The 22,250-nt window shown below is 69.1% G+C and carries 20 protein-coding genes and 1 pseudogene; 11 read left to right on the plus strand and 10 right to left on the minus strand.

Annotation, left to right across the window (positions count from 1 at the left end; translation table 11 throughout):
* Positions 1–102 precede the first annotated feature (102 nt).
* The 5 genes from AB0B91_RS21300 (at position 103) to AB0B91_RS21320 (ending at position 7,119) form a co-directional block, all read left to right on the plus strand.
* Entirely contained in the window at positions 103–1,326 is a 1,224-nt protein-coding gene (locus tag AB0B91_RS21300) for an endonuclease/exonuclease/phosphatase family protein (protein ID WP_358321990.1), read from the plus strand.
* 33 nt (positions 1,327–1,359) lie between these two features.
* Positions 1,360–2,439 (plus strand): glycosyltransferase, encoded by a 1,080-nt coding sequence (locus AB0B91_RS21305; protein WP_358321993.1) that lies wholly within the window; start codon positions 1,360–1,362, stop codon positions 2,437–2,439.
* Entirely contained in the window at positions 2,436–3,431 is a 996-nt protein-coding gene (locus tag AB0B91_RS21310; RefSeq protein ID WP_358321996.1) for a lysylphosphatidylglycerol synthase domain-containing protein, read from the plus strand. The genes AB0B91_RS21305 and AB0B91_RS21310 overlap by 4 nt, the downstream gene beginning before the upstream one ends.
* A gap of 197 nt (positions 3,432–3,628) precedes the next feature.
* Complete coding sequence (locus AB0B91_RS21315) at positions 3,629–6,100, plus strand: hypothetical protein (protein WP_358321999.1); 2,472 nt, start codon at positions 3,629–3,631, stop codon at positions 6,098–6,100.
* 80 nt (positions 6,101–6,180) lie between these two features.
* A complete protein-coding gene (locus AB0B91_RS21320) occupies positions 6,181–7,119 on the plus strand; it encodes a C39 family peptidase (RefSeq protein WP_358322002.1) in 939 nt (312 codons plus the stop codon).
* 87 nt (positions 7,120–7,206) lie between these two features.
* Here AB0B91_RS21320 and AB0B91_RS21325 read toward each other — a convergent pair whose 3' ends face one another.
* A complete protein-coding gene (locus tag AB0B91_RS21325; protein ID WP_358322005.1) occupies positions 7,207–8,496 on the minus strand; it encodes a dicarboxylate/amino acid:cation symporter in 1,290 nt (429 codons plus the stop codon).
* Between the two features lie 95 nt (positions 8,497–8,591).
* The gene (locus AB0B91_RS21330) at positions 8,592–8,675 is read right to left on the minus strand and encodes a putative leader peptide (protein ID WP_358322211.1); all 84 of its coding nucleotides are present in this window, start codon (positions 8,673–8,675) and stop codon (positions 8,592–8,594) included.
* A 184-nt stretch (positions 8,676–8,859) separates the two neighbouring features.
* Between AB0B91_RS21330 and AB0B91_RS21335 the strand changes: the two genes are divergently transcribed.
* Positions 8,860–9,471 (plus strand): peptide deformylase, encoded by a 612-nt coding sequence (locus AB0B91_RS21335; RefSeq protein WP_358322008.1) that lies wholly within the window; start codon positions 8,860–8,862, stop codon positions 9,469–9,471.
* Between the two features lie 73 nt (positions 9,472–9,544).
* On the opposite strand, the gene AB0B91_RS21340 is transcribed toward AB0B91_RS21335, so the two are convergent.
* Positions 9,545–10,816, minus strand: coding sequence for a hypothetical protein (locus AB0B91_RS21340; protein ID WP_358322011.1), 1,272 nt, complete (start codon positions 10,814–10,816; stop codon positions 9,545–9,547).
* A 284-nt stretch (positions 10,817–11,100) separates the two neighbouring features.
* Between AB0B91_RS21340 and AB0B91_RS21345 the strand changes: the two genes are divergently transcribed.
* The 3 genes from AB0B91_RS21345 to AB0B91_RS21355 are packed head-to-tail and all read left to right on the plus strand — an operon-like array spanning position 11,101 to position 14,414.
* A complete protein-coding gene (locus AB0B91_RS21345; RefSeq protein WP_358322014.1) occupies positions 11,101–12,417 on the plus strand; it encodes a cytochrome P450 in 1,317 nt (438 codons plus the stop codon).
* Between the two features lie 56 nt (positions 12,418–12,473).
* On the plus strand, positions 12,474–13,130 hold the full coding sequence (locus AB0B91_RS21350) for an HNH endonuclease family protein (RefSeq protein WP_358322017.1): 657 nt from the start codon (positions 12,474–12,476) through the stop codon (positions 13,128–13,130).
* A 48-nt stretch (positions 13,131–13,178) separates the two neighbouring features.
* Entirely contained in the window at positions 13,179–14,414 is a 1,236-nt protein-coding gene (locus AB0B91_RS21355) for a hypothetical protein (RefSeq protein ID WP_358322020.1), read from the plus strand.
* Positions 14,415–14,430: 16 nt separating this feature from the next.
* Here the strand turns inward: AB0B91_RS21355 and AB0B91_RS21360 are convergent, their stop codons facing one another.
* From AB0B91_RS21360 to AB0B91_RS21375, 4 genes are all read right to left on the minus strand, one after another.
* Positions 14,431–14,907, minus strand: a complete 477-nt coding sequence (locus AB0B91_RS21360; protein ID WP_358322022.1) for an SRPBCC family protein — start codon at positions 14,905–14,907, stop codon at positions 14,431–14,433.
* 144 nt (positions 14,908–15,051) lie between these two features.
* Positions 15,052–16,326: a cytochrome P450 gene (locus tag AB0B91_RS21365; protein WP_358322025.1), complete on the minus strand. Its 1,275-nt coding sequence runs from the start codon at positions 16,324–16,326 to the stop codon at positions 15,052–15,054.
* A 9-nt stretch (positions 16,327–16,335) separates the two neighbouring features.
* Positions 16,336–16,527, minus strand: coding sequence for a ferredoxin (locus AB0B91_RS21370; protein ID WP_358322028.1), 192 nt, complete (start codon positions 16,525–16,527; stop codon positions 16,336–16,338).
* Complete coding sequence (locus AB0B91_RS21375) at positions 16,524–17,141, minus strand: helix-turn-helix domain-containing protein (RefSeq protein ID WP_358322031.1); 618 nt, start codon at positions 17,139–17,141, stop codon at positions 16,524–16,526. The genes AB0B91_RS21370 and AB0B91_RS21375 overlap by 4 nt, the downstream gene beginning before the upstream one ends.
* Positions 17,142–17,356: 215 nt before the next feature.
* Here AB0B91_RS21375 and AB0B91_RS21380 point away from each other — a divergent pair, with 215 nt between their 5' ends.
* Positions 17,357–18,577, plus strand: coding sequence for a hypothetical protein (locus tag AB0B91_RS21380; protein ID WP_358322034.1), 1,221 nt, complete (start codon positions 17,357–17,359; stop codon positions 18,575–18,577).
* A 798-nt stretch (positions 18,578–19,375) separates the two neighbouring features.
* Here the strand turns inward: AB0B91_RS21380 and AB0B91_RS21385 are convergent.
* Both AB0B91_RS21385 and AB0B91_RS21390 read right to left on the minus strand, forming a co-directional pair.
* Positions 19,376–19,643, minus strand: a pseudogene (locus AB0B91_RS21385) (response regulator); the annotation flags it as partial.
* Between the two features lie 337 nt (positions 19,644–19,980).
* Entirely contained in the window at positions 19,981–20,175 is a 195-nt protein-coding gene (locus AB0B91_RS21390; protein ID WP_358322035.1) for an S-4TM family putative pore-forming effector, read from the minus strand.
* Between the two features lie 59 nt (positions 20,176–20,234).
* Here AB0B91_RS21390 and AB0B91_RS21395 point away from each other — a divergent pair, with 59 nt between their 5' ends.
* A complete protein-coding gene (locus AB0B91_RS21395; RefSeq protein WP_358322038.1) occupies positions 20,235–20,519 on the plus strand; it encodes a hypothetical protein in 285 nt (94 codons plus the stop codon).
* A gap of 608 nt (positions 20,520–21,127) precedes the next feature.
* On the opposite strand, the gene AB0B91_RS21400 is transcribed toward AB0B91_RS21395, so the two are convergent.
* Positions 21,128–21,481, minus strand: coding sequence for a hypothetical protein (locus AB0B91_RS21400; RefSeq protein WP_358322040.1), 354 nt, complete (start codon positions 21,479–21,481; stop codon positions 21,128–21,130).
* Positions 21,482–22,250: the final 769 nt, after the last annotated feature.

The raw sequence follows: 22,250 nt of genomic DNA on the forward strand, positions 1-22,250 counted from the left end.
GGCACGGCGGCTTGCCCCTTTCTTGTCGCGCCGAACTGACAAGGATGCGACAAGAACTCCTCAGTACGTTCGACACCGGCCCACCCACCGAGGATGGTGTTGATGAGCGACGGGGACGCGGTGACCGAGCAGCGGCTCACCGCCATGCCGCCCCAGCCGGAAAGGTCCTGGGCGGAACGTGTCAGGCGTTTCATCCGCCCGCGGCGGCGCTGGTGCTGGGGCACCAAGCTGGTCGTGACCGCCTCGGTGGCGTGGCTGCTCTTCGTGCTCTGCCACCTGCTGGCCAGCGGGCGCACCTCGCTGTGGGCCCCGATCGAGCTGATACCGCCGCCGCTGTTCCTGGTGGTTCCCGCGCTGCTGCTGGTCGTGGCGCCGCTGGCCCGGCCGGTGCGCTGGCGGATCATGTCGCTGCTGGTGGTCACCGCGGTGCTGGGCGCCGGGTCGAGCGGGGTCAACTACGCCACTCTCTGGTACACGCCGCCGCCCGCGGGCCCGGGAGCCATCACCGTGGCCGCCTGGAACACCGAGTTCTGGGACCAGGACTGGCGCACGGCCGACGGCGACCGGTACTCACCCGAGTTCTATGGCTACCTCCACAAGCTGGACGCCGACGTCTACCTGCTGACGGAGTACCTGTACGTGAACACCCAGGCCGGGGACATGTGGTCCCAGCGCTGGACCGCCGATCTGGCGATGCGCATCGACAAGCTGGCCGAGCTGCGCCGCGAGTTCCCCGGCTACCAGGTCGCGGTGTCCGGCGAGCAGATCACGCTCTCGCGGTTCCCGATCGTCGGGCATCGCGGCCTGGACCTGCGCCCCTGGCTGCCGTCCGACCAGAAGGAGATCCCCGAGGCGCTGCGGAGCTGGCCGGAGGGCTACACGGTCGAGACGCTGCGCACCGACATCGACGTCAACGGCACGGTCATCTCCTTCTACGACCCCCAGATCGCCCAGCCCCCGCTCGAATGGCGGCTGTACGACGCCGAGTCCCGGGACGTCGCCTTCAGCAAGACCCTGCGGCGGGAGGCGAGTTACCGGGCCATCGGCGCGGACGTCGCGGCCAACCCCCATCCCGTCGTGCTCGCCGGCGACCTGAACACCTCCCCGGCGATGGGCATCCGCCGTCTGCTCCCCGAGCGGCTGATCGACAGGACGCCCGCGCTCTCGTCTCTCTATCCGGCGACCTACCTGGCCGGGACCGCCGAGCTGTGGCGGATCGACTGGCTGTACACCAGTCCCGACGTGACCGTGCACAGCTACGAGCTGCCCGGCGCCGAGCGGCTGTCCGACCATCGGGCCCAGCGCATGGTCGTGTCGGTGTCCTGACCGGCACGACCCGACCGACGAAAGGGAACGGATATGCCTGACGAGATGGCCTGGCGGGGTGACGTCGCGGTCATCGTGCCGAACTACAACAAGCGCAAAACCCTGCGGGCCTGCCTGGAGTCGGTGTACGCGCAGACCTACCGCCCGGTCGAGGTCATCGTGGTCGACGACGTCAGCACCGACGGCTCGCTGGAGATAGCCCGGCGCTTCCCGTGCACGATCGTCGAGTCGCCACGCAACCAGGGGCCGGCGGGGGCCCGCAACCTCGGGGTGGCCGGCAGCGCGGCCCCGCTGCTGTTCTTCGTCGACTCCGACACGGCACTCGCCCCTGACGCGATACGCAACGCGGTCAAGGCGTATCGGGAGACGCCGGACTGCGGCATGGTTCAGGGCATCTACGACATCGAGCCGCTGTACGACGACGGCCCGGTCGAACGCTATCGCGTTCTGTGCGAGCACTACGAGCGCAGCCAGACCACGGCGACGTTCCTGTCCTGCACCCTGATCCCGCGCCACGTCTTCGAGGAGGCGGGCGGGCTGGACGAACGGCTGCGCGACGGCGAGGACTTCGAGTTCGGCACGCGCGTCCCGGCCCGCTACCGGCTGGTCGTCACCACCTCCGTGGTCACCAGGGCCGACGACGAGGACCGGTTCTGGGGGTGCCTGACGGAGCGGTTCGTCCGGTCCACGACGCTGCCGGTGATCATGGTACGGGCGCGGCGGCTGCGGGGTGAGGGCAAGGTCGGCTTCCAGCTCAGCATGATCGGAACGGGCCAGAGCAAGCGCAAACCGCCCCGGGTCTCCTCCGCCTCGGCGACGGCCACGTTCCTCACCCTGCCGCTCGCGCTCGTCAGCCCCTGGCTGCTGGCCGTGCCGGCGGCGACGCTCGCGGTGTTCCTCTGGATGAACCGCGCCTTCATCGGCTTCGCCCGCCGCTACCGGGGCGCCCGCTTCGGGCTGTGGGTCGGCTGGATGCAGCTCTGCTTCCACACGGCCTTCTTCCTCGGCGCCTGCGTGGGGCTGCTGCGCGTCGCCTACGAGCTGAGCCGCCGGCGGGGAGAGCCGATCAGGACGGGCCTGTCCCCGGCACCGTCGGCCGGGACGCGCGAGTGAGATCGATCAGGCTGCCCCGGCTGCCGCGTCCGGTGAAGCTGGCGCTGGTCGCCGCGTTCGCCCTCGCCGTCGTGACCGCGATCGCGTGGACGATGTCCCGGCTGGACTGGAGCGTGGTCGGCGTCCTGCTCACCCAGCGCGACGCCGGGCAGATCAGCCTCCTGCTCGGCGGCTCGCTGCTGGCGAGCATGGCGGGACTGTCGCTCGGGTTCCTCGGCTGGCGCGTCGTGCTGCTGGAGGTCGGCCCCCCGGTCAGCGAGCCGCGCGTGGTGCGGATCTTCTTCGTCGGCTTCCTGTCCAAGTACGTGCCCGGACGGGTGCCCGGCATGATCGCCACCGCCAAGGTGGCCACGGCCAACGGCGTCACCTTCGGCAGGCTGATGACCACGGCGGCGCTGGTCATGAGCCTGGTGCTGCTGAGCGGGTTCACGGTCGGGCTGCTCGCGGGCGTGCAGCTCCTGGGCGCGCGGGCGGCGTGGCTGGGCGGAGCCGCCGTGCTGATCGTGCTCGTCCTGGTGCGCCCGCAGATCGTCAACCAGGGCTCCGCGCTGTTGCTGCGGCTGCTGCGCCGCCCCTCCGCGGCCACGGCCGCCTCCGTCCGGGGAGTGCGGCTCGCGATCGTCTGGCAGAGCCTGTCATGGGTGGTCACCGGGCTGCACCTGTGGCCCCTGGCCATCGCGATGGGGGCGTCTCCGCCCCGCTCACTCATGCTGTGTGTCGGCGCGTTCACGCTCGCCACCTCGATCGGCATCGCCAGCGTGTTCATCCCCGACGGGATCGGCGTCCGCGAGGCGGTGCTCACGGCCGCGCTGACCGTGGTGCTGCCCGCTCCGGCCGCCGCGGTGGTGGCCCTGGCCAGCCGTCTGATCTCCACTGTCAGCGAGGTACTGCTCGGTGCCGCCGCCCTCGCGACCGCCGAGTACCTCATCCGGCGCAGGCGGGCCGATTCGCCGGAGATCCCGCAGCCCGCGGCGTCGCCCCGGCACCCGTGAGCCTCATACTTCGGTGCCGCTGACACGTACAGGGCATTGACGCGCCACGTTCGCGAAGTTACGGTCATGACCGTAATCGAGCACAAACGAACACACCGTGGAGGTGGCGCTGTGCAGATTTCCGAGGAGGGCCCCTTAGCGTGGCGGATCAGGCCGCACGCCAGACGGCGGCCCGACCGCAGGACAGGCGGAGGCGCGTGAGGCGCGCCCTGCGCGGGGCGGTGGCGGTGGCGTTCCTCGTGACGCTGCTCGCGGCGCCGTTCGCACCGGCGTCCGCGGCCGACCTGCGGATCGCCAACGGAGGCTTCGACGACGGGCTCACCGGCTGGAGCGGTTCGCACAGCCCCGGCGGCGTCGACGCCGTGGCCTGGGACGGGCGCACCACCGCGCGCGTCACCGACACCGACCCCGCTGCCGCCTACGGTAGGGAGAGCCTGCCGGGCCTGCCCGCCGCGGCGGGGACGCGCTACACCCTGAACGCCGTCGTCTGGGCCGACAGCGGCACGGCGCAGCTGTATCTGCGCTTCAGGGACGCCTCCGGCAAACTCCTGTCCGGTGGCGCGAACGCGGCGGTGACGGGCCGGCGGTGGAACCGCGTCACGGCCTCGGGGGTCGCGCCCACCGGCACGGCCACGGTCTCGGCCCTCATCTACTCAGGGGTGGCCGACGTGGGCACCGCCTACTGGGACGAGGTGCTGATCACCAAGGACGTGACCGATCTGGGCGTGCAGATCGAGAGCAGCGTGCCCAACGCCACCACGTTCGCGGGCGGAAGCGCGTACGCCCTCTATACCGGCACCGAAGACGCCAACCCGCAGCTCGCGGTGATCGACGTGGCCACCGAGAAGGTGACCCGGAAGATCACCATTCCCGACTCGGCGGACACGCCCACCGTCGGCGGCTGGGCGGCGGCAACGGCCACCGACGGCAGCGTCTACCTGGGCACCTATCCCAACTCCAAGCTCTACCGGCACGTCCCCGGCCAGTCCACGGTCACCGACCTCGGGCGGGCGGAAGGCGGTTACTCCTTCATCTGGGACCTGGAGCCGGGTGCGGGCGGGAAGGTGTACGGCGGCACCTACAACGACGGTCGCTACTTCAAGTACGACAACGGCGCCTTCACCACGATCGGGAGCGTGCCCATCGTGACCGGCGCGCAGTACGTGCGCAGCATCGCCCACGACCCGGCCGCCAACGCCACGTACCTGGGCACCGGCACGAACGCCGCGCTGGTCAGGTTCGACAACGTCACGGGGCGGGTGGACAGCCTGCTTCCGGCGGCCTACGCGCACAACTCCATGGTGGGCGGGCTCACCTGGACCGGCGGCAGGCTGTTCGCCTGGATCGACCGCACGCTGCTCGTCCTGCGCGTCGCCCGCAACGCCGACGGCTCGTACGCCGCCACCACCGACGCCGCGATCACCGACGTGGACCTGCACCACTCGCCGGCCCGCGACGGCAAGGTGTGGTTCGTCAAGGACGGCCTGCTGCACTCCTACGACGTGGCCACCGGATCCGTGCAGGCGACCTCCGTCCGGCCCGGACTCGACGTCACCGGCTACACCTGGGCCGACGGCACCCTGGTCGGCCTCGGCGCCGCCTCGGACGGCACCAGGATCTTCAAGTACGACACCGCGAGCGGCGCCTGGAGCAGCAGAGTCGTCGCCGGCACCCCCGTACTGCCCGCCGCGATCAACGCGCTCGGCGCGGGACCCGACGGCCGTGTCTACACCGGCGGCTACCTGACCGGCGGGACCGGCATCTACGACCCGCTGCGAGGCGACGGCGACGACAACCGGCCGGACACGAAGACCCTCAACGGGCTCAGCCAGACCGACAGCCTGCTGGCGCACAACGGCCTGCTCTACATCGGCGCCTATCCCTCGGCCAAGCTCTACAGCTACAACCCCGCAAGTCCCTGGCCGCCCACACTCCGGTACACCGGCGGCGAGGCGGGCGACAAAGCCGACGACTGCGAGCCGGGCAACGGGCCGCCGCCGCAGGACCGGCCGTACGCGCTCGCCGGCGGGCCGGACGGCACCGTCTACATGGGCACGGTGCCCAAGTACGGCAAGCGCAGCGGCGCCCTGACCATGTGGAAGGAGGGCACGGCCGGGCGGACGATCTGCGTGGTGCCGAACCAGGCCGTCGTCTCGCTGGCCTACGCGGGCGGAAAGGTGTTCGGCGGCACCTCCACGCGCGGCGCCCTGGGCGTCGACCCCGTCTACGCGCCGGGAGCGTCGGCCACGCTGTTCTCCTACGACCCGGCCACCGGTGCCGTGCGCCCGTATCCGCTCCCGTTGACGGCGCCCAAGGCCGTCACGGCCCTCACGGAGGTGGACGGCGAGCTCTGGGGCCTGGCGGGCGGCTCACTGCTCACCCTCGATCCGGCCCGGCCCGAGGCGATCACGGCGACGCGGTTGTTCCCCGACCCCGACTACGCCGCCAAGTCCAGTCTGGCCTGGCGTGACGGGGAACTGCTGACCGTGGCCCAGGATCCCGGCCACGTGTACGGCACGGCCGGCGACCAGATCTTCAAGATCGACAAGTCGACCAAGGCGCTGACCGTGCTGCTGACGGTCTCGGGTGCGGAAGGGCTGACCGCCGACGGCTTCGGCAACCTCTACTACAAGATCAACGAGCGGCTGTACCGGCTCGCCATCCATTAGCCCTGAACATTTCGGCCTGAACCGATATACGAGGAAGCATACCCGTGCAAAGAGTGATCAGAGCGTTACTCACGATCCTGATGGGAACGGCACTCGCGGTCATCACCGTCCCAGCCCTCCCCGCGCAGGCGGGGATCTGGCACGAATACCCGACCACGCTGAACACCACCTGCAGCGAGACCCGCGTCCACAACGGCACCGCCTACCAGGTGTGCCTCGAGTTCAACGGCAACCGCACCCAGGTTCGCGCCGTCGCCTTCATCAACCCAGGCGCGTACACCAACTTCCAGGTCAACCTGCGGCTCTGGTTCGGCGGCGACGGCCCGGACATCTCGGACTCGTGCCCGACGATGACCACGAACGCCAGCCGGGCGTGCTACACCGCGTTCACCGACCTCAGGCGCCCCTACGTCGTCACCGAGGCCAAGTTCGGCATCGCGGGGACGTGGCAGCTCCCGGTACGGGCCCTGGACATGAGACTCTCCGCCAAGCAGCAGGAGCGCAGCAACTGGTGCGGCCCGGGCGCCGTGCAGACCACGCTCGCCACCATCGGCATCTCGGCTCCGCCGCAGTCGGAGCTGGCCGACAAGCTGCAGACGGGCGAGACGCTGTTCGGCGCCACCATGCCGGGCAGGATCCCCGCCGTCATCAACTCCTACATCCCGGCCTCCGACTGGCAGTACAAGTGGGAGGAGATAGCGGTCTCCAACGGGCAGACGTATGAGGCGGGCATCAACCGGATCGTCACGTCCCTGTCGCGCGGCAGACCGGTGATGGTCCTCGTGATCCCCGGCAAACTGCCGTGGTGGAACAGCTCGACGCCCACCCTCCGGCACTATGTGACCATCACCGGTTACGGCGGTGTGGTCCACGCCGACGGCTCCGTCCATCCCACGACGTTCAAGGTCGCCGACCCGGCGGACGCCAGCGAGCACTCCATCGACGTGGACAAGCTCCTGCTGGACAACGCCAACCTCGCGTGGAACGGGATCGACAGCGCCGTCATCGTGCGAACCTGACCACCGGGAGCGCCTGCCGGAACATGAACAGACGGGGCGGCCCTCGCGTGGGCGGCCCCGTCTGCTGGTCAGGCTGGTCAGGCTTGGTCAGGCGATCGCTGGTTCGCCGGAGGTGCGCGGCGCGCTCGCCGGAGCCTCGTCGAGCGGCTGCGGCGGCGCGTTGAGCACCGCCTCGTCGATCCGGCCCTCACCACGGGCCACGAGGACCGGCACCACGATCTGTCCCGCGACGTTGGTCGCGGTGCGGATCATGTCGAGGATCGGGTCGATGGCCAGCAGCAGGCCGACGCCCTCGAGCGGCAGGCCCAGCGTGCTCAGCGTCAGCGTGAGCATGACGATCGCGCCGGTCAGACCGGCCGTCGCGGCCGAGCCGACGACGGAGACGAACGCGATGAGCAGGTACTCGCCGACGCCCAGGTGGACGTTGAACACCTGCGCCACGAAGATCGCCGCCAGCGCCGGGTAGATCGAGGCGCAGCCGTCCATCTTGGTGGTCGCACCGAACGGCACGGCGAAGGAGGCGTAGTCGCGGTCGACTCCCAGACGCTCGATCGTCACCTTCTGCGTCAGCGGCAGCGTGCCGACCGAGGAGCGGGAGACGAAGGCCAGCTCGATCGCGGGCCAGGCGTTGCGGAAGAACGTGATGGGGTTGACCTTGCCGACCAGCGAGAGCAGCGCCGGGTAGACGGCCAGCAGGACGATGAAGCAGCCGACGTAGACGCCGAGACCGAACTTCGCCAGCGGCGCGAGCAGGTCCCATCCGTAGGTGGCGACCGACTTGCCGATCAGGCCGGCGGTCCCGATGGGGGCCAGGCGGATGACCCACCACAGCGCCTTCTGGACCAGTTCGAGGATCGAGCGGCTGAAGGTGAGGAACGGCTCGGCCTTCTCGCCGATCGCGAGGGCCGCCGCACCGAGGACGATCCCCAGGAAGACGATCTGGAGGACGTTGAGCTCGGTGAACGCCGTGACGATGTTCGTCGGGATGATGCCGGTGAGGAAGTCGACCCAGGATCCGACGTGCTCGGGCGCCTTCGCGCCCGCCGTGCTCAGGGTGACGCCCTGACCGGGGTTGATGATCAAGCCGAGGCCGATGCCGACGATGACGGCGATCAGCCCGGTGGCCAGGAACCAGAACAGCGTCTTGCCCGCCAGCCGAGCCGCGCCGTTGACGTTGCGGAGGTTGGCGACGCTGACCACGACGGCGGTGAACACCAGCGGCGGCACTGCCAGCTTGAGCAGCTGGACGAAGATCGATCCGACTTCGGTCAGGGTGGTGGCCAGCCAGGCGAGGTCCCAGATGCGGGCGGCGAAGCCGAGGGCCACACCCACGACCAGGCCCAGCAGCAGCTGCAGGGAGAAAGAGAATCTCTTCACGATGAGGAAGGCTCCGAAAGACGGCATGCCTAAGAAGGCATGCAGAAAGGGGGTGGTACGGGGTCGAGGGGATCAAGCGCTACGTCAGAGCGCGATCAGCGACAGATGGACCCGGTCAGACGGCAGAGATCGATGTGCAGCCGCTCAACCAGCCACACCGACAGGACGGAAAACCTCACAAGTGCTCTAAGTCGTATGAAAGGTGCATCATTCCGACTATAAGAGTGATCTCCTTCACAAATCAAGACCTTCCAGATCGGGAATGGGGACTTCGGCCCGGGCGTGGTCTACCGTCTGCTGAGCGACTACTGACCGATAGGATCCCTTGCGCATGGAACCCCAGTACGCCACCGGTGGCCCCCGATGAGCGGCGGCGAGGAGTTGGCCGAGCGGGTGCACGCCCTGTTGGCGGCGCCCCGCCCCTGGTCCATCACCCAGGCCGGCGACCCCGTGCTGCGCCGCACGACCGAGCCGTACGACGGCCAGCTCCCCGACGGCCTGCTGCGCGAGCTGCTCGACGCGATGTTCCGGCACCTGCCGGGCGTCGGGGTGGGGCTCGCCGCGCCGCAGATCGGCATCCCGCTGGCGCTGGCCGTCATCGAGGACCCCGCCGACGTGCCGCCGGAGATCGCCACGGCGCGGGAGCGCGTGCCCCAGCCTCCGCTGGAACTCGTCAACCCCGTCGTCACCCCTCTGGAGTCCCGCTACCACGCGTTCTACGAGGGATGCCTGAGTATCGAGGGGCTGACCGCCGTCGTGCCGCGCCACGCGCGGGTCCGGCTGTCGGCTCTCGACGGCGGCGGGCGCGCGTACGACGTGGAGCTGTCCGGCTGGCCGGCGCGGATCGCCCAGCACGAGACCGACCACCTCAACGGCGTCCTGTACCTCGATCGGGCCGAACCGCGCTCGCTGTCGACCGTCGGCAACTACGAGCGCTTCTGGGCTCCGCCGCAGGCCGAGCGCTCCCCGGGCTGACGGCCACCGACGTCCGGCATCCGCCCGCACCGAACCACACGAGCACGCGACCCCGGCGGCGTCGCCGGGGTCGTCACCTCTTCGGGCGGAAGTAGTGGCCGGCCATGTAGGCGGTGACCTGGCCGCCGATCTTCGCGCCCTGGACGTCGGCCGTGCGGGTATGGATGCCGCCCCACACGCGGGCGTTGACGACCTCGGCGAGCGCCTGCGAGAAGCCGCGGAAGTGCCGGGTGGTGCCCGAGTCGGCGCTGTACCCGCTGAAGGAGATGTCGTCCCGGCCGAAGAAGTAGGCCAACGCCGACATGCTCGCGGCGGTGAAACAGGCATGTCCGGACGTGAAGTCGGGGTGCGGCGGCGTGACGAGCAGCGGCATCCAGTTGGGATCGGCCACCGTGTCCGGGTTGCCGTCGGTGTCGGCCAGCTGGATCGCGGTGACCGGCCGCCAGAAGCTCCACGCCGCCTTCTCGTTGAAGCAGGCGATCGTGGCGTCGGCTTCGGCCAGATCGACCATCGCGAACATCCGCGCCGTCTGGAGCGTGTTCAGTCGCTGCGTCGTCGCGAGCTGGCGCTTGATCTCCCATTCGGCCAGATGCCGATCGTGCCAGAAAATCGCGGCCTGCGTCTGGTCGGCCGTCCTGAGCGTGCTGGTCGCCGAGCCGATCGTCTTGACCTCGTTGAAGTCCCGGGCGTACCGGCGGCTGGTGAGCGATGGCGGGCCGGACGTGCGGAACATGGACGCGCTGGGGATGAGGAACGGTTTGACGTAACCGACCCATGCCCCGTCGGAGGCGAAGGTGGGAGGCGCCGGCCGCCACTGGCCAGGCTGGGTGCCGACGGTCCAGGTCTGGCTGCCGAACGCCCCGTCGTTCTCCCGCGCGGCGATCATCGCATCGGCCGCCTGAGCGCCCACGGTGATGCCGCGTCGTTTCGCGCCGCCATCGGGAATCGCGGCCAGCGACTCGTCGTACTGCGTCTTCAACCTCGCCCGCTGAGCCGGGAACAGCGCGTCCAGCACGCGGAAGGCCGCGGTCGCGACGGCCGCGTCCGTCGACTCGGCACCGTTGGCGGCCGGTGCGATCAAGTAGGGCTGGTAGGGAGTGCGGGCGATCGCGTTCACCGCGTCGTAAATGGCTCCGTGCACCATCGCGAAGCTGCGCGCCTGAACTTGCGGCTGCTGACCGGCGATGTCCCAGATCGCTGTCTGGGCGTTGCCGTCCCAGACGATGACGGAGTTACCCGAATCAGAGGCGTACGCGAACGACGAGCCGAGTCCGACCGGCGACCCGGCGGCGACGACTCCGGCGACGGCTAACCAAACGACCTTACGTCGTAGGCATTTCAGCACTGAAGCAACCTACTATGCGAGCCACAGCCGCTACAGCGGCCGATCGGTCGAAAGGTTGATAACGACATAGCCGAAAACAACCCCCGCCCATACATTCTGCGGCGACGATTGACCGGGCCAAAAACGTGATTCATAGTCACGTCATCCGGTTCGATCAGTGAGGACGGTGAGAAAGTCGTGCGACTGCTGCGTCAGGTGGCTGCCCGCCTAGTCGGCAAGGCTCGGGTCAGCGGCCGATACATCTACTGGCCCTACCACCACGGCAAGTAAACAGACCCCGCCAGTTGGACACGGCACGCCCACCAGGGCCCCGCGGCCACTGGCTGCTGGGCAACGTCGTCGCGTACGACAAGGACCGCATTTCTTTTCTCCGCCGCCACCATCGTGAATACGGCGACGTGTTCTCCTTCGACGAGCGGGTCGTCTTCACCATCGACCCGCGGCTCACCCATCAGGTTCTGACCGCCACCAATCACGACTACGTCACGGAGCTGACGCCGTTCGCCGGCTCGTCGGCGCTGCACGCGGCCGGCGAGATGATCAGCCCGTGGATGCGGGCGCGCCGCGTGGTGCGGCCCGCCCTGGGCGATGCCGCGGCCGCGGGCATGGACGGCCGGACAGTCGCGATTCTGGACGCCGTGCTCGACCGGACAGCGGGCCGCGACGTCGACGTGCTGCCGGTGATGCTCGACTTCGCCGGGCACGCCGTGGCCGACCTGTGCCTCGGCGAGGACGCGCCGGGCATCCCCGAGTTGCTCGCGGCCAACCACGCGGCGTTGCTGCCGTTCGAGGACGCCGACTATCAGCTCCCCGCGTGGGTTCCGTTGCCGCGCAACCGCCGATTCGCCCGCGTTCACCGCCGCACGATGGAGACGCTTACCCGGCTGGTCTCCGCCAGACGCGCTGAGCCCGCCCGGCGACGTGACGTCGGCCGGGTCGCCGACCACGACGTCGACTTCAACCGCCCGCATCGCGACCTGCTCGACGTACTGCTCAGCGCACATCCGGCGATGACCGACAAATCGGTGACCACCACGTTGTGGAGCATCCTGATCGGCGGGCACGGCATTCCCGCGGCGGCGTTGACCTCCATCGTCCGCGAACTCGCCATCCGCCCGCGCCTGACCGCCGACCTCGCGAACGAGGCCGGCCCGCCGGCCGGGGCCGCGCCGCACGGGCGGCTTCCGCTGGCCGAGGCCGTGGTCAAGGAGACCCTCCGGCTGTCTCCTCCGGCGTGGATGATGACCAGGGTCGCGCGTACCGCCATCACGCTCGGCGAGTGGCGGTTACGACCGGGAGACGAGGTGCTGTGCACTCCGTACCTGATCCACCGCGACCCTCGCTGGTGGTCTCAGCCGGACGAGTTCGACCCGGCTCGATGGGAGACGGCGCGGCCGACGCCTGGCACGTACCTGCCGTTCGGGTCCGGCTCTCGCTACTGCCTCGGCGCCGCGGTGGCGATGCGCCAGCTCACCCTCGCCACCTCCCGTATCGCCCAGCGCTTTCACCTACACGCGCCGAACGCGGTCGCCGCGGAACCCGAGTTCTGCGGACGCCTGGCACCGGCGGGCCTGCGGGCCGAGTTCCGCTTGGGCGAGTAAGTCCTGTTCTTGAATATCACTGCCGTCGGCGGGGAGTGACTGGTATGGCTGGAACCATGATCTTCTCGAGGCGGCCGATCCAAGTCGCCGCACTCACCCTTCTGACCATCCCGATCGCCGCTGTCACCGCTCCCCCGCAGGCGTCCGCCGACGTCGGCAAGCGGCCACAAGCCGGCGCCGAGGCGGTGGCCCGCAGGATGCTGGCCCAGCTGAAAGTCGCCAGGCCCCTGTCGATCCGCGGTTACAGCCACCGGCGCTTCCAACCCCGATGGGCGCACCACAGGGGCAGGTGCGGGACACGAGAAGTGGTCCTGGCCCGTGACGGGCGACACGTGCGCAGGAACGCGGCCTGCCAGCCGGTCAAGGGCGTCTGGTACAGCCCGTACGACGGCAAGCGGCTGAAGAGCGAGAAGCAGGTGGACGTCGACCACGTCGTACCGCTGTCGTACGCCTGGCGCTCCGGCGCCAGTAAATGGAGCCAGGCGCGGCGGCGCGCGTTCGCCAACGACCTCACCCGCCCCGAGCTGATAGTGGTCAGCCATTCCGCCAACATCGCCAAGGGCGGCCAGGGGCCGCAGAGCTGGCGGCCGCCGCGCCGCGGCTATTGGTGCCGGTACGCCACCTCATGGATCACGGTGAAGCATCACTACCGGCTCTTCGTGACGCGGAAGGAGAAGGTGAGCTTGCTCAACATGCTCCGCACCTGCCGATGACAGTGATTCGCGACCTGCTCGGCATCGGAGGCCTCTACGATGCCGCGTGTGAATCGTGATCATATTCTCCTGACTCATCCCGGTACCTCGAAGCCCAAGTACCTGGAACTCCGGACCGATGGGGCCGAGCTGCACCGGAATTGGTGGACCGGCACCGGGAAGCCTCAGGGGCGCGCGAAGTCGTTCGATGACGCTCGCGCGGCGCGCGAGGCCCTGGAGAAGGTCGTCGCCGAGAAGATGCGTGACGGGTACGCCCTGCTCCGCGACGTCGCCGCGACCGCACCGGGCGACGTCGTCGCCCAGTGCGCGACGCGGGCGACGAACGGCGTCGTGACGACCGCCCTGCACCCGGACGGCCACACCGTCGCGGTCGCCCGCGGCATCCCCGGCCAGACCGGTCAGGCCGGCGCCGATGTGCAGACAGTGGACCTGCGGACCGGCGCCCGCCGGGTGCTGTACACCGAGGCGTATCAGTACTCACTCATCCATACCGTGGCCTTCGCACCGGACGGATCGCACCTGACGTTCACCGTCCGCAACACGAGCAGCATGGCGGAGGTGAGCTACACGGTGGCGCTCGCCACCGGCCATGTCCAGCCCCTGCCCCACACCCGACCAGGGTGGGACACGGCCCGCCGGCGGATGGTCGTGGTCGACAGCGATCACGCGCTGCGCGTGCTGGGCCCGGACGGCGGTTCGTGCCTCGATCTTCCAGCGGGCAAGCGCTTCCAGACCACCGCCGCGCTGTCGCCGTCGGGCCGGCTCCTCGGCCTCACCCACGACCCGGACAACCGCGACACGGAGTACGACCTCGAGATCTGGGATGTCGACACCGGTCAGCGAGTGCTCGCCGCCCGGTTCCCCTACCCGGCGGGATTCCAGGGGATCAACCGCCGGTTCGACAAACTGGCGTTCGACAGGACCGAGCAGATCCTCGTCGCGAGCGGTGCGATGTCAGGGTGCTTCGGCGTCTCGGTGGATTCCGGCGCCCTGTGCTGGGCGATCGAGGACAAGCGGGACGGATTCGAGCGGTTTCAGGACTTCGCGCTGTCACCCAACGGGACCCTGCTCGCCGGGGCCCGCGATGGCGGCCCGGTCATCGTCCACGACGTCGCGACCGGACAGCCGCTGGAGCCGCGCTTCGCCGTACCCGGTAGATGGTCGGCCTGGTACCAGGCGGTTGGTTTCTCCGCCGACGGCCGGCTCCTGGCGGTCGCCGACTACCCCGGTCGCGTCACGGTGTTCCGGTTCGACGGCGTGGAGTTGACCAAGCCCGGCGGCTGACGCCGGCACCTTGTCATCACCTACCGGCGACAAGCTCGGCCAGGTGGTGCAGCGAGTTGGTGAGATGCTCAGGGCCGAACGGCGGGAACTGGATGAACTCCCGTCTGAACTGCGGCACCGCCGACCAGTCGTAGGTGAGCGTGACCTCGGTCTCGGACGGACCGAGCGGCGCAAGGTCGTAACGCCAGATCCAGCCGCCGAACTCCAGGTGACCGTCGCCCTTGTCATACCCCGTCAGCCAGCCGATGGCGCGCGGCGGGTCGAGCACCTGGACCTTGTTGACCACCTGGTAGTCACCGTCTGGATGCTTGGCGTGATACATGGCCATCCGGAAAATCTGCCCCACTTCGGTCAGCGGCGCCTGGTTGACAGCTTCCTGAACCCAACCGGTGCCATCGATCGCGGAATGGGCCGTCGGGTCCGCCAGCACCGCGAACACCTTCGCGGCGGGCACGGCGACGGTCAGGGTGGCGCTCACGATCTCCTGGTCCACGGTGTGCACGCTCCTTGCCAGGTGAGTGGCGACCGGCCCGTTGCCGGCCTCTCACCTTGGCTACGAACGCGCTCGACGCCATCCGACACACCCGCGGAAAAAATTTAAACGACCGCGTACGAGACGACAGGACCTACTCATCGATCACACCCCGATGCGGATCGGGAGGGTACGTGGCCCGCGGACCTGACCCGTCGCCCAGGTCACGGCCGCCGGGTCGGCCAGGTTGAAGGCCGGGATCCGCTCCAGCCAGACCTCCAGGGCGACCCGCAGCTCCATGCGCGCCAGATGCGAGCCCACACAGCGGTGGATGCCCAGCCCGAACGCGACGTGCCGGTTCACCTCACGGTCGATGACGACTTCACCCGCCCGTTCGAACTGCGCGGGATCGCGGTTGGCCGCCGGGAACGACAGCAGGATCCAGTCGTCGGCCTTCATGTCGCCACCGCGCCACTGCATGTCCTCCTTGACCAGCCGCGCCATCGTGACCGGGGCGTAGGCCCGGAGGAACTCCTCCATCGCGGTCGGCAGCAGTCCAGGCTCGGCGACCAGGCGTTCGCGGTCGGCGGGAGTCTTGGCCAGGTGCCACAGCGACGCGCCGATCGCGCTCCACGTCGTGTCGATGCCGGCGATGAGCAGCAGCGCCATCGTGCCGGCCACGTGGGAGGGATCGAGCTTGTGGCCACCGAGCTCGGCGTTGATCAGGTAGGTGGTGAGGTCGTCACGCGGGTGGTCGACGTGGTCGCGGATCTGCGTGAGCAGGTAGTCGAACAGCTTCTGCGCCCGGACGAGGCGTTCCTCCGGCGGCAGGTTGACCCCTTCGAGCGCGTTCTCGATGAACACCCGGAAGCGCGCCCCGTCCTCGGGCGGGAAGCCGAGCATCTCGGCGATGACCCGCATCGGAATGTGCTGGGCATAGTCACGGGCGGCGTCGACGACGTCCTGCCCCTCCAGCGCGTCGATGAGGGTGTGGCAGAACGCTCTGGTGGCCGCCTCCCGCTTGGCGACGGCGGACTTGGTGAACGCCGGCAGCAGCAACTTGCGCGCGTGGTGGTGGAAGGGCGGATCCGAGGAGATCGGCGGCGTACCCCCCACGGGCGCCATCTCGGGGGGCGGACGGAAGTTGCTCATGATGATCGCCCGGGACGAGAAGTGCTCGGTGTCGTAGGCGATGGCCGCCACGTCCTCGTAGCGGGTCGGCAGCCACCCGCCGCCGAACCGCTCGGTGTGCGCGATCGGGCAGCGCTCCCGCAGCTCGTCCTGGATGGGGTACGGGTCGGCCGCCCATTCGGGCTCGGCGTGGGAGAAGTCGGTCGCCCAGTCCGTGACCGGCCCAGTGATGATCTCGTTGCGGGCACCGTGGGACCGCTCTTCCAGCGTTTCCCGGTAGTCCTGGCCGAAGCGGTCGTCGACGGTCATGCGAGCCTCCTAGAGGATCTCTATCGCGCGTTCGGGACAGTTGGACGCCGCCAAGCGCGCCGCGCGCTCCTTGTCCGGCGGCACGACGCCTTCGCCGATGACCTGCCCGTAGCCCTCGTCGTCCTCACCGAACAGGTCGGGGGCGAGGTCGTAGCAGCGACCGTGCCCCTGGCATCGCTCGGAGCTGATCCGCACTTTCACTGTTGTGCTCCCCTTTGTGCTGTGGGCTCGGTGGGCGCGAGCGCGGCGACGACACGGGTGAGCAGCGCGGTCCACTCCTCGTCATTCACCGCGTGCAGATCCGGGCTGATGAGCGCGCTGCCCATCGCGATCAGGAGGCAGAAGTGGGCGAGCGCGTTCGGCGACAGCGCGGGGTCGAGCTCGCCACCGCTCTCGGCGACCCCCACGAGCCCGGCGAGCCAGTCAGCGCGCTCGCCGACGTAGTCACGCATCGGCTGGGCGACCTCCTCGTCGCGGCGGGCCGCGACCAACGCCTCGACGATGAGATACCCGCAGGCTTCGCGACGGCGAGGCAGCCGGCGGCCGACGGCGACGAGCAGCTCCGCGATCGACCGGTCGGGATCGGCGGCGAACAGGTCCGCCATCAGTCGAGGCCCGTGCGCGCGCAGCGCGGCCACCATCAGCTCGGCCTTCGACCCGAAGTGCGCATACAACGCGCCGTTGCTCACTCCCGCGGCCGCGGCGATGTCGGCCACACGCGTGCCTTCGTACCCGCGCTCGGCGAACACCTCGGCGGCGGCTTGCAGCAGCCGCACCCGCGTCTCAGCGGCGGTGACGCCAGCGATACGCCCCATGAATGAATTAAAAGACCATTCATTTGATTCGTCAACGGCCAGGTGGAGCTGGTGCACCTCGGCCTACTTCGGGTGTCTGGCCGCTTTGTGCCGGGGATACAGGTGACCCGCATGCGGTCGAGTTTCAAGGTCACGCATTTCGCGGTGGCCCGCCGAGGCGCTGTCCGTCAATCTATCCCGGCCCCCGGCAGGACTTCCGCTGAAGCGTGATCCGGATGCGAGCCATCCTCCCACTGCTCTTAGCCATCTTCCTCGGGCTCACGGCCTGTTCCCCTGCTCCTGCTCCCGCTGCCGGCACGGCCCCGCTCCCCACCTGCGCCAGGACCTCGACTCCTGCCCCTGCCCCGGCCAAGGAGACGACCGCCAAGGAGGGATGGCGGATGATCGCCACGCTCGCGGACAACACCACGTTGAACGACGTGGTCGCCTTGGAGGACGGCACCGTTTGGGTGGTCGGCACGAAATCCCTGCCCCCCGAACCCCACTGCCCCACAGCAGTCGGGGTGGTGTGGCGCAACGACGGCACGACCTGGCAGGAGATTCCCGCCCCTGCCTGCGCCGAGACGCTCACCCAAGTGACCGCCTCCCCTGAGGGGACCGTCTGGGTGACGGGGAAGAACGAGGGAAAACCGGTGATCGGGGGGTTCGTCACGGAGCCGCCCTGCATGGCACGGTGGAACGGCGGTGACGGGGCGGCGGGCAAGTGGGCGGAGACCAAGTTGGAGGGAGAGCCGGGCACCGCAGCGGCGACGGCGGGCGACGAGCTCTGGCTTCTGACCCGGTTGGAGCAGCAGGAGAGGTCCGTGCTCACACAGTGGACCGCAGGAAGGCCGAGCATACGGAAGCTGGAGATGGAACCGGCTGCTGTCGCGGCGGGCGGGGACGGCGAGGTGTGGGTTGCCGGCACCAGGCCGGGTGCCGAGGAAGACCACTCCGCCAAGAGGTGGGCGCCGAGGCTCGCTCGCTGGGACGGCGTGCGCTGGCACGACCTCCCCTCACCTCAGATCCCTCTGCCGCGAATCCCCTACGCCGACCAGTATGAGCCGCAGCCGTCGCTGAGCATCTCCGACCTCGCGGTGCTCGGCCCGCGCGAGGTATGGGTGGCAGGTCAGCTCGTTTGGTGCGGACAGGACTGCGACGACTTCCACGTCCAGCCACTCCTGATGCGCTGGAACGGGTCCGGCTGGTCGTGGCGGTTCGGCGCGGCGGAAGACGAGCCCCAGGGCCGCGAACTGGTCCCCGACGGCCGTGGCGGATTGTGGCTGAACAACTGGCCGGCGCGGCGGCTCACGCATGTGTCCGGCCGGCAGCGGACCACCCTACGGCTGCCGGCGGACCTGGCGGCGATCGCCCGGCAGCCCGATTCCACCACGGTCTGGGGCGTGGGAACCGACGACGGACTCGCCGTGGTGTGGACGACCGGACGAGACACCTGACAGCCGGGGTCTGCACCCACCCCGAAACCGTCGTGCCAACGTCATGATCACCCTGCAGCACCTTCGTCGGCTGGTCCTTGGCGCCGCGACACCCGGCGCCTACTGACCACGCAGGGCTTGGACCGTACTGTCATTTTGAACGTCGTTCAGTCGAACAAATGAGATGCTGATCTAAATAACAGTGCCCAGGTCAGCCCGCAGGCTCCGATGTCATGTTCAGTGACGCCAGACAACCTCTGTCCGGACGCCTTGACGTTGGCCGATCTGAGACCGTAGTTGGCCTCGGAGCTTCAACCAGGTGCCCCCAAAATGGGCCAGCGTCGATCCGGCAGATCGTACGCTTGCTTGCGCCCGATTTGCCTGGCAGGAATGGCTGTCCCATGTCGGGCAGGACTTCCCCTACGCCCTGCCAGGTGAATGAGCTGGTGGCGCTTCGGTTCGAAAGGTGTGGTGCGGGACAAGCCCGGCGGAGCGTGGCCGGAGGTCTAGGACGGTGGCCGTGGTGGTCAGTTCGAAGGCCTGGCGGGCGGCCTGCTCGTCGCAGATCGTGAGGTAAGCGTCGACGATGATCGTCTCGGGACCCATCTGGGTCGTGGCCGGCGCAGGTATACCGTCGGCATCTCGCACCACGTTGCCGGCAACGACCTATGCGGCAACCTGGGAGATCAGCATCCACTGATCGATGGCGGTATCCTGCTGCCAGTCCGCCATCCCGTCGACAGGCCGAACCGGCCGTTCAGGTAGCCCTCGGCCTGGGACGCGGTCGACCTCCCCTCGCCGCCGGAGTTCAACCACGGTGAACGGCTTGACCAGGTAGGCGTAGCCGCCCGCGTCTCGCGCCTTGTCAACGGGGTCGCGCTGGAAGAAGGCGGCGAGGACCCTGATCGGTGTCAGTCGCTCGGCGTGGATCCGCGCGGCGGCGCCGATCCCGTCACAGATCGGCAGCTTGATGTCCATGATCACGATATCGGGAAGCCAACGGCCTGGCGAGGTAGACCGCAGTCTCGCCGTCGCCCGCCTGGTAGCCGTCGTCGGTGAGCAGCTCAGCGAGGTCCAGCCGGATCAGGGGGTTCGTCCTCGACGATGAGGATTTGCGGCCGCCTGCAAATCGCACCTCCTGGGGCGTTTCGCCGGACGATATGCGGTCCGCAGTCCCGTTAGGCCGCGCCCATAAGGACGAGCCTGTCAGGGGGACGGTAGCCATTGGCCGCCGCCGGGCGCCCGCACCCACACCTCCGGCGGCCCAATGACCGAATGGGCGTCGAGTGCACGTCAGGCATCGACGTCAAGGCCAGCCCACGGTAGCGAGGCGTGCGCGAATCCGAAGCTAATGATCACGAACTGTGCTTGCTTGGCAGGCTCAGGTGCGCAAGGGGTGCCGGGGTGTGACTGCTTGCCTCCCTTTAACCAGAGTCGGCAGCGTCGTCGAGGAGGGCTTGAGTGCTCGTCGAGGATCGTGTGCGGCGGAGACGGTAGAAGAAGCCGGGGACTCGTGGCCCGTCGCGGCGTAGCAGGAAGGCGGCGTCCTGGATCTGGCGACATTCCGTTACAGGCAGGGGGTCATACGACCGGGATATGGAAAACGGAGGGCTTCCCATTCCCGACGATCAGTGCTGATCTGAAGGTGTCCTCCCACCCCGGCCGTCGAGGAGCCTCCGTGAAGATCCGTGATTTATCCGCCGCAGCCCTGCTCGCGACAGCTCTGGGCGCCACCGTCCTGGCCGGCGCCGCACCCGCGTCCGCCTCGGCCGCAAGGCACGTCCTGGCGCCGCTGCCGCCGGACTGGTATTACTCCAGTCACTACGCGACCATGGACGACTGCGAAGTGGGCCTCCTGGACGCCGCCGAGAACGGCCAGTACACCGGGCTCGCCTCCTGCCGCTGGTACAAAGGTGACCGGTACCGTCAGGCGGGCTACTACTTCCTCATCTACATCCCCTGAACCGTAGGTGAACAGGGCGTCTGCGGCCGGGCCGCGGACGTCTCTCGGCTTCAGGAAGCTCCATGCCAAGGCGCCCGCTTCGACGCCTCAGCCACGCAGCAGTTCCTCCTCCCTGGCCAGCAGCTGCGATCGTTGTCTGGACAACGGTGCCGCAGGTGCACCCCCATGTCCTTGATCCATCGGGACGTCCGCTCGCCCTCGGCGCGGGTGTTCTCGATGCGCTGGTGCTTCATCACATCGGTGATGATGTTGTCGAAGAACGTGTCGACGAACCACCGCGTGTCCACTTCCGGCAGCCTGACGCGTGCGGAGACGCCGATGTCGGCGAGTTCGCGGGAGAAGACGTCCAGGGCCAGCCGGGCGTGCCAGGCGACCTCGTCGGCGAAGCGCAGCCGGTTGTGCTCGACGGGCGTCGGCGATCAGGCCGCCTCCCAAAAGGTCCCAAGTGGAGGCACCCTTGGCCGAGCCGAGGAAGCCGAGCACTTGGGCCAGCGCGTTGAGCGCGGCCTGTCCGACCTGGTAGATCGCCCGCGCGTCCGCACCTCTCAGATGACGAACGGACGGCCCCGGACGTTCCAGCCGGACGGTCACCGGAGGCACAGGGCGTCTCAGCCCGTCGTAAGCACCAGTACCGCCTTCTTCTTGGACACCGACAGGTCGTAGATGAGGATGCCGTTGATCGTGCTCGATCCGCCTTCGTCGAAGTACCCCGAGCCTCGCACGCCCGGCCCGCTGTCCTTCACGTAGACGCGGCCGGCCTTGAAGGAGAGGGTCAGCCTGGTGATGCCGAAGCTGGGGTCGACCGGGAACGAGACCTTCTTGGTGATGGTGATCTTGCAGTTGCCGTCGTAGCAGGCACGCAGGTTGGGCTTGGCGGCGGCGAAGGCGGCGGGAGCGACGGCGGGGACGAGAGAGAGGGACGCGGCCACCGCCAGGGCGGCGATCCTGATCGTGGCGGACATGATCCTCCTTGAGTTCCGCTTGCGGATGGGACGGAATGTCCTGAGCGCGCCCAGTATGCGCCCATTCCTCGGGGACCGGTCCCGGAGCGGTGGGCGGGGTGGGCGCTGCTCCTCTTCGCGGGGGACTCAGCGAGCTTGATCAGGTCGCGCTCGGCCGGTGCCGGGTTGGCGGCGATCACCCCGACGCGTCGCAACAGGAACTCGCGCGGGCGCAAGAGCTCGTCGGCGGCTCGCTGCCGGCCCTGATCGAGCCGGCCGGGGACCCGACCACGTCCTCACCGTCTCGGACTTCGCCGCCGCAGCCGGGTTGGGTGTCCGGATCACCCAGATCGACCTGCGTTTCGACCTGCTGGGCGAGTTCGCCCGGCTGGCCGGCGAAGGGTCCTGGTCGTATCGGTCGCCCGCACCTACACCCTCGACCAGATCCAGGAGGCGGCCGAGCTCCGCCAGTCCCGCCGGCCCGGCGGCAAGCTCATGCCCATCATGTGATCGCTTGCCGGCCTGGCTCGACCGGGTGTGGTCGGCCGGGGGCCAGGCGCCGTGTCTGTAGTCAGAGCTGGACGCGGACTGGAACCAGCCTCCTCGGAGGCCTCTACCTGGGAAGAGCACGGGCAGGCCAACGGCGTGTCCGCCACCTACGGCTGGGCGTCGCACCGGTCAGTATCGAGGCCCCAGCGTTGTGGCCAAATATCGTGCACAGCCACATCTCAACGGATCGCCCGGAGACGGCCTGGTCCTGCGCATCCCACGGACCAAGTCGACTTGGCCG

The organism is Nonomuraea sp. NPDC049141 (genome assembly GCF_040648415.1).
Classification (GTDB): Bacteria; Actinomycetota; Actinomycetes; order Streptosporangiales; family Streptosporangiaceae; genus Nonomuraea.

Bases quoted from the DNA above. Each gene is read 5' to 3' on its own strand.
- AB0B91_RS21300 (WP_358321990.1), top strand. From the start codon at position 103: ATGAGCGACGGGGACGCGGTGACCGAGCAGCGGCTCACCGCCATGCCG.
- AB0B91_RS21305 (WP_358321993.1), top strand. From the start codon at position 1,360: ATGCCTGACGAGATGGCCTGGCGGGGTGACGTCGCGGTCATCGTGCCG.
- AB0B91_RS21320 (WP_358322002.1), top strand. From the start codon at position 6,181: ATGGGAACGGCACTCGCGGTCATCACCGTCCCAGCCCTCCCCGCGCAG.
- AB0B91_RS21335 (WP_358322008.1), top strand. From the start codon at position 8,860: ATGAGCGGCGGCGAGGAGTTGGCCGAGCGGGTGCACGCCCTGTTGGCG.
- AB0B91_RS21350 (WP_358322017.1), top strand. From the start codon at position 12,474: ATGATCTTCTCGAGGCGGCCGATCCAAGTCGCCGCACTCACCCTTCTG.
- AB0B91_RS21365 (WP_358322025.1), bottom strand. From the start codon at position 16,326: ATGACCGTCGACGACCGCTTCGGCCAGGACTACCGGGAAACGCTGGAA.
- AB0B91_RS21375 (WP_358322031.1), bottom strand. From the start codon at position 17,141: ATGGGGCGTATCGCTGGCGTCACCGCCGCTGAGACGCGGGTGCGGCTG.
- AB0B91_RS21380 (WP_358322034.1), top strand. From the start codon at position 17,357: ATGCGAGCCATCCTCCCACTGCTCTTAGCCATCTTCCTCGGGCTCACG.
- AB0B91_RS21390 (WP_358322035.1), bottom strand. From the start codon at position 20,175: ATGGGAAGCCCTCCGTTTTCCATATCCCGGTCGTATGACCCCCTGCCT.
- AB0B91_RS21400 (WP_358322040.1), bottom strand. From the start codon at position 21,481: ATGTCCGCCACGATCAGGATCGCCGCCCTGGCGGTGGCCGCGTCCCTC.